The sequence below is a fragment of the Streptomyces sp. 8P21H-1 genome (assembly GCF_013302945.1).
In genome coordinates, this window is the sequence record NZ_JABTYA010000311.1 from 314 (window position 1) to 4,989 (window position 4,676).

Consider the following 4,676-nt stretch of genomic DNA (forward strand, 5'->3'; position numbering starts at 1 on the left):
GCAGCAACGGCAGGAGCGGTGACGAAGACGGTGGCCGCGACGGTCGTGACGGCCGCGACGGCGGCCATCACGGTGGCGGCCAGGACCGCGACGCCGGCTCCGGCTCCGGAACCGGAACCGGCAGTGGCAGTGGCGGGAACGGCGGCGGCGGGAACGCCGGCGGTCGTGGTCACGCCGGGCCGGGCGCCTTCCGGAACGGCGAGGGCGCGGCCGGCCGCGGCGACGCCGCCCCCTCGGCGTCCTCGTCGCACGTCTGACCTGCTGGTTCGTTCCCCTTACACGTTTCCATCGCCCCGGTGTGACATTTTCGGCCGCCCCGGCGCAGTAGTAGGTGAGCCGACTGGTCATCGGCTGCCGCACGAGCCGGGGTTCCCCCCGTACCCACGGCTCAGTGCACACAGGCGCGGGCGGGACTCGTTCCCCCGGTCCCGCCCGCGCCTTCCCACCTTCCGCGCCGCCGGGTCCTCACCAGTAGATGACGACCTTGTCGCCGTTCCTCACCTGCGAGAACAGCGCGGCGATCTTCGTCTCGTCCCGTACGTTCACGCAGCCGTGCGAACCGCCGTAGTAGCCCGTCGCCGCGAAGTTCTCGGAGTAGTGGACCGCCTGGCCGCCGCTGAAGAACATCGCGTACGGCATGGGCGAGTCGTAGATCGTCGACACGTGGTGGCGCGACTTGAAGTAGACGGTGAAGACACCTTCGCGGGTGGGCGTGTACTGCGAGCCGAAGCGCACCTCCGTCGTGGAGAGCGTACGGCCGTCGATCATCCAGCGCAGGGTGCGGCTGGTCTTGCTGATGCACAGCACCCGGCCCGTCATGCAGCGCGGGTCCGGTGCCGCGGCGGGCTGGCCGCCCGACGCGTACAGGTCCCACTTGCCCGGCTCGTGCGTCATCCCCAGCAGCCGCTGCCAGGTCACCGAGTCCGTCGTCCCGGTCATCGGCAGGCCCCGCTTGCGCTGGAAGCCCCGTACGGCTTCGGTCGTCGCGGTGTCGTACGTGCCCGTCGGCCCCTCGTAGAGCCACAGGACCTCGCGCAGCCGGGCCTGCAACTCCCGTACCTCCCCGCCCCGGTCGCCCGGTGACCAGAGGACCTTCGGCGCGGGCTGCCCGGCGGGGACCCGGGGCCTCGCGTCGTCGGCGGAGCGGTCGGCCGGGGCCGGCGCACCGGCCGTCGGCCCGCCCGGCGCCGGTGTGCCCGTCACCGGCTTGCCCGTCTTCGGGTCGACGGTCTGGACGGTGCACCCGCTCGCCGCTGCGAGCACGGCCGCCGCCGTGACCGCCACCGCCGCCGCCGAGACCGAACCCCACCTGCCCGTTGTACGCATCCGAACCCCTCGCTGCTCACCGGACCGGATCCCGCTGTGCGGTCGACGACATCGACAATGCGCTCTGGTGCCACCTGAGATGGTGCCCCGCGTGCCCGATCCGGAACTAGGGGGCGTCGGGTCGTACCCGGGTGCGACACTGCCTCTCATGCTTGGTGTGACCGATCTCCCCACCTATCTCGTGGGACTTGTGCTGATTGTGCTGCTGCCGGGGCCGAACTCGCTCTACGTGCTGTCCGTGGCCGCGCGGCGAGGGGTCCGCAACGGCTATCGGGCCGCCGCCGGCGTCTGGTGCGGCGACGCCGTGCTGATGACGCTCTCGGCTGCCGGTGTCGCGTCGTTGCTGCAGGCCAACGCGCTGCTGTTCTCGATCGTGAAGTACGCGGGCGCCGGATATCTGAGCTGGCTGGCGTTCGGGATGCTGCGGGCCGCGTGGGCGATGTGGCGGACGCGGCGGGAGCGGAGGGGGGCCGAGGAGGCCGCCCCGCCGGTCACCGAGGAGCGGCCCTACCGGCGGGCGCTCGTCATCAGCCTGTTCAACCCGAAGGCGATCCTGTTCTTCGTCGCCTTCTTCGTTCAGTTCGTGGACCCGGCGTACGCGTATCCGGCCGTCTCCTTCGTCGTACTGGGCGCCTTCGCGCAGCTGGCGAGCTTCCTCTACCTCAGCGCGCTGATATTCGGCGGGACGAGGCTCGCGGCGGCCTTCCGGCAGCGCAGGCGGCTCTCCGCGGGAGCCACCTCCGCCGCCGGCGCGCTCTTCCTGGGCTTCGCCGTCAAGCTGTCCCTGGCCAGCTCCGTCTAGGAGAGGCGGGAGGGGCGGGAGGGGCGGGAAGGGCTGGAAAAGGCGGGGCGGGACTCCGGGGCAAGGCCCACGAGCGCCGCGTACTCCTCCAGTCCCCGTGCCGGTTCCTGTGCCGGTTCACGTGCCGGTCCCCGTGCCGACTCGCCCGCCCAGCCCACGTGGCCGTCGGGGCGGATCAGGAACACGCCGGTCCCGTACGCCTCGTACGCGGGGATGCGGACCGTGCGGACACCGGGGAGGTCCGGCAGGCGGGTGTCCGTGCCGACCGCGAGCAGCGTCCAGTGCGGACCCCGGAAGGCGTCGAAGAGGCGGACCCCGCCCTGGACGCCGTCCGGTGCGCGGTCGCCCGCGTGCAAGGCGTCCTCGGGCAGCTCCGCGCGGGTCTCGACCGCGAGCGCCGAACCCCGGTATCCGAGGCCGAGCTGCTGGGTGGCCGCGCCGCGCCGGACCTCGCCGCGGTGGACGCCGGTGGACAGGCCCAGCATCTGCGCGGCGACGGGACGCCGTTCCTCCTCGTACGAGTCGAGGAGGGCGGCCGGGGCGCCGCGGCGCAGTACGGCCGCGAGTTTCCAGCCCAGGTTGTAGGCGTCCTGGACGCTGGTGTTGAGGCCCTGGCCGCCCGCGGGCGAGTGGACGTGCGCCGCGTCGCCCGCCAGGAGGACCCGGCCCTGCCGGAAGCGGTCCGCCAGCGCGGCGCGCGGCCGGAAGACGGAGGCCCAGCGGACCTCGGTCACGTCGTCCGGGGCGAGGTGCGTCCGGGTGGCGACCAGGGTGCGGATGCCGGCGGGGGACAGGTCGGGCTCGGTGGAGGCGTCCGCGAAGCCCGCCATCAGCTGGAAGTCCTCGGTGTGCGGCAGGGGGCAGAGCGCCAGGATGTCTCCCTTGCCCTCGGCGGGCGGGAAGAAGTGCCAGTTGTCGCGGTCGAGCCCGGTGACCCGGACGTCCGCGACGAGGGCGGGCGCCGGGTCGACCGTCTCACCCGTCATGCCGACACCGAGTGCGCGGCGCACGGCCGAGCGGCCGCCGTCCGCGGCGACGGCGTAGCGGGCGCGCACGGGGGCGCCGGAGGCGAAGTCCGCCGTCACGCCGTCGGTGTCCTGGACCAGGCCCACCAGTTCCCGGCCGAAGGCGATGCTCCCGCCCAGCTCCTCCAGGCGTGCGCGCAGGATCTCCTGGGTGCGCCACTGCGGCACCATCCAGGCGTCGCCCGCGTACGGCTCGGCCTCCGTCGGCTCGGTCTCGTCGAACATCCGGTGCTCGCCCTGCCGCCGTCCGTCCCGCCAGATCATCCCGACGGGGTACCGGCCGCCTCCCGCCCGGATCGCGTCCAGCACGCCGAGGTCGTCGAAGACCTCCAGGGTGCGGGGCTGTATCCCCTTGCCCCGTGAGCCGGGGAAGAGGGCGGCGGCCTGCTCCACGACGAGCGCGCGCACGCCGTGCCGGGCGAGGTCGAGCGCGAGTGCGAGGCCGGTGGGCCCGGCACCGACGACCAGGACGTCGGTGGACATCTCCTTAACATCGTTAAGTTCCATGGAGTGAGGGTGTCCTTAACGGTGTTAAGTTGTCAAGGGGGAGCCGCCGGATAGGGTGCGACCGTGGCTGTGGGGAAGATCGACCGAGCGCTGGTGGCCGACACGGCGCTGCGTCTGCTGAACGACGTCGGCCTCGACGGGCTGAGCCTGCGCGCCATCGCCAAGGAGCTGGACGTCAAGGCGCCCGCGCTCTACTGGCACTTCAAGGACAAGCAGGCGCTGCTGGACGAGATGGCGACGGAGATGTTCCGGCGGATGATCGCCGGTACGCGGATCCCGCCCGGCGCGCGGTGGCGCGAGCGGCTCCTCCTCACGAGCCGCAGCCTGCGCGCGGCGCTGCTCGGCTACCGGGACGGGGCCAAGGTCTTCAGCGGCTCCCGGTTCACCGAGACCGTGCACGCGGCGCAGATGGAGGAGAACCTGCGCGCCTTCGTGGACGCGGGGTTCACGCTCCGCCAGGCGGTGCGTGCCACCAACACCGCGTACCTGTTCACGCTGGGCTTCGTCACGGAGGAGCAGGGCGTCCACCCCCTGCCGGGGGAGCGCCGCGAGGGCTACGACGTGGCGGCCCGTGCCGAGCTGCTGGCGGGCTTCCCCCTGGCGGCGGCGGCGGGCGAGGCGATCTTCGAAGGCTACGACGAGGCCTTCGAGGAGGGCCTCGCGCTACTGCTGAGGGGAATCGAGGCGCAGAGTGGAATCAGCTGAACGACCCCGTCCGGCGAGCGGGTCGTCCGCCGGACCGGAACCGGACGGAACCGCAGCGTCCGAGGACCGGCCCGACGCAGTGCGGGCCGGTGCCGGCCGGACCGATGCCGGGAGCCTGACCCAAGCAGAAGCAGAAGCAGAAGCAGAAGCGGAGGCGGCCGGCTCGGTCACGAGCGGGTCGGAGGCCGGGTCGCCCGTCGGTCCGCGCCCCGCCCAGCCTCCGACCGGGACCCCGACGCCTTCAGCCGGGACACCGCTGCCCCCGGACGGCGGTGAGCGGGCTGGCTCACCGGACCGGACCGGCTCGCGGG

4 protein-coding genes are annotated in these 4,676 nt (G+C 73.1%); 2 read left to right on the forward strand and 2 right to left on the reverse strand.

The features are described 5' to 3' along the window. Positions 1-465 precede the first annotated feature (465 nt). The gene (locus HO151_RS06525) at positions 466-1,326 is read right to left on the reverse strand and encodes a L,D-transpeptidase family protein (RefSeq protein WP_173895142.1); all 861 of its coding nucleotides are present in this window, start codon (positions 1,324-1,326) and stop codon (positions 466-468) included. A gap of 148 nt (positions 1,327-1,474) precedes the next feature. Here HO151_RS06525 and leuE point away from each other — a divergent pair, with 148 nt between their 5' ends. Beyond that, positions 1,475-2,128 (forward strand): leucine efflux protein LeuE, encoded by a 654-nt coding sequence (gene leuE / locus HO151_RS06530; protein ID WP_173895143.1) that lies wholly within the window; start codon positions 1,475-1,477, stop codon positions 2,126-2,128. Here leuE and HO151_RS06535 read toward each other — a convergent pair. Beyond that, positions 2,125-3,660, reverse strand: coding sequence for an FAD-dependent oxidoreductase (locus tag HO151_RS06535; RefSeq protein ID WP_254594781.1), 1,536 nt, complete (start codon positions 3,658-3,660; stop codon positions 2,125-2,127). The two genes, leuE and HO151_RS06535, sit on opposite strands and share 4 nt — an antisense overlap. A gap of 63 nt (positions 3,661-3,723) precedes the next feature. Between HO151_RS06535 and HO151_RS06540 the strand changes: the two genes are divergently transcribed. Beyond that, positions 3,724-4,365: a TetR/AcrR family transcriptional regulator C-terminal domain-containing protein gene (locus HO151_RS06540; RefSeq protein ID WP_173895145.1), complete on the forward strand. Its 642-nt coding sequence runs from the start codon at positions 3,724-3,726 to the stop codon at positions 4,363-4,365. The last annotated feature ends 311 nt before the right edge of the window (positions 4,366-4,676 follow it).